The sequence below is a fragment of the Sphingomonas sp. 10B4 genome, assembly GCF_035019905.1.
Lineage (GTDB): Bacteria > Pseudomonadota > Alphaproteobacteria > Sphingomonadales > Sphingomonadaceae > Sphingomonas > Sphingomonas glacialis.
Genome location: NZ_JASJVC010000165.1, coordinates 1 through 1,123 on the forward strand (window position 1 = coordinate 1; position 1,123 = coordinate 1,123).

Genomic DNA, 1,123 nt, shown 5'->3' on the forward strand with positions numbered 1-1,123 from the left:
CGCCCGCCGCGGTCGTCAAACCGCAAAGCCGGGTCGGCAAAGCCCTGGTACGAAGACTCATGAATCATGGTTATCGCCGTGACGCCTTCGTTGATTTCCGCAAGACCCGCCAGGATTACGTCCGGCATCTTGCCCTCGACCAGCGCGCAGAGTGTCGCCGACTGTCCGATCAGCAATTTATCTTTCTCGGCCAGCGCCATCAGCGTGGCGGCCTCTTCGCGGTACCGCTGCGTCATGCGATCGTTTTCCGGGACAGGCGCGTGCCGCACTTGCCCCTCGATCCCGCCGATCGCCTGGGACAACGCTTCCAATTGCCGCGCACTGGCAAGGATTTCGGGCGGCGGAAAGGGATCGGCGCGTGTCGGCGTCGGGATACGCTCCCGACGAAAAAGACTCTCGGCGCCAGACACGGCTTTCCGCGCCCGACCGAGCAGCTCGCAAACCAGGGTGCGCGCTTTCTGATCGTCTGCGCGAAGCTGGTTTTCGTCGCGATAAAAGTTATAGCCGTAGCCGTGGAATAGATTGATCGCGATCTCCCCCAGCGGCCCGACATCATAGAAGTCCTTCATGTGACCGTCGGCGCGGTAACATCGCCGAGCGGCAATACGCCGGTCTCTGCGGCGCCAATATTGAACGGCAGCCCGCACGCGGCATTGGGCGCGGAGATCAACCCCTTGTCCGCCATGCGCAGCGCTAGATAATAACGCACCGCCTCAATCGGAGTTAGGCCAATCGCCTGGAGCGAGATCAGTTCGCGCATGCGTTCGTCTCGCGGCATGATCAGGACCTTCAGGTCGTTGAGCATGATTCCGTAGACCTTGAGGAAGTCACCGAGGTGCTGCTTCACCAATTCGCGCACGTCGCTGATGCGCTCGTTGATATTCTCCATCTTGGTTATCTGGATGATCTGGTTGATCGCCTGCTCGATGGCCGGACCGGCATATTCGGCGATCTCCGCCGTGTCGATTTCAATACCGGCGAAGGGCATATGCGTGATGAGGTCGAGCGCTTCTTCCTTCGAGTCGATGTGAATATAATAATCGACGACGGCTTTGTTGCATAACGTCGCGAGAGCATAACCGCGCTTTTACTTGAAGATGTTATGAGAGGCGGACGGTCACCG

The 1,123-nt window shown here is 59.2% G+C and carries 2 protein-coding genes; both read right to left on the reverse strand.

The genetic code is table 11. From position 1 onward, the window contains the following. The coding region (locus QN347_RS19275) for a hypothetical protein (RefSeq protein WP_323494335.1) at nucleotides 1–569 on the reverse strand (569 nt) is incomplete at its 3' end. Beyond that, nucleotides 566–988: a hypothetical protein gene (locus QN347_RS19280; RefSeq protein ID WP_322162169.1), complete on the reverse strand. Its 423-nt coding sequence runs from the start codon at nucleotides 986–988 to the stop codon at nucleotides 566–568. The genes QN347_RS19275 and QN347_RS19280, both read right to left, overlap by 4 nt. Between the last annotated feature and the right edge of the window lie 135 nt (nucleotides 989–1,123).